The organism is Shinella sp. 838, assembly GCF_029623935.1.
GTDB lineage: Bacteria > Pseudomonadota > Alphaproteobacteria > Rhizobiales > Rhizobiaceae > Shinella.
In genome coordinates, this window is record NZ_JARSBQ010000086.1 from 1 (window position 1) to 512 (window position 512).

Sequence of the window (512 nt, forward strand, 5' to 3'; positions counted from 1 at the left end):
ATGGCAAAAGGTAAGTTTGAGCGCAACAAGCCTCACGTAAACATCGGCACGATCGGCCACGTTGACCATGGCAAGACGTCGCTGACGGCAGCGATCACGAAGTATTTCGGCGAGTTCAAGGCGTATGACCAGATCGACGCCGCACCGGAAGAAAAGGCCCGTGGCATCACCATCTCGACGGCGCACGTCGAGTATGAGACGCCGAACCGTCACTATGCGCACGTCGACTGCCCCGGCCACGCCGACTACGTCAAGAACATGATCACCGGTGCTGCCCAGATGGACGGCGCGATCCTGGTCTGCTCTGCCGCTGACGGCCCGATGCCGCAGACCCGCGAGCACATCCTGCTCGCCCGCCAGGTCGGCGTTCCCGCGATCGTGGTGTTCCTGAACAAGGTCGACCAGGTCGACGACGCCGAGCTTCTGGAGCTGGTCGAACTGGAAGTTCGCGAACTTCTGTCGTCCTACGACTTCCCGGGCGACGACATTCCGATCGTCAAGGGTTCGGCTCT

Annotated in this window: 1 protein-coding gene; it reads left to right on the forward strand. The window is 61.3% G+C overall.

The genetic code is table 11. The features are described 5' to 3' along the window. Positions 1-512: GTP-binding protein (locus P9A16_RS35690; protein ID WP_278026575.1), on the forward strand; the 512-nt coding region annotated here is incomplete at both ends.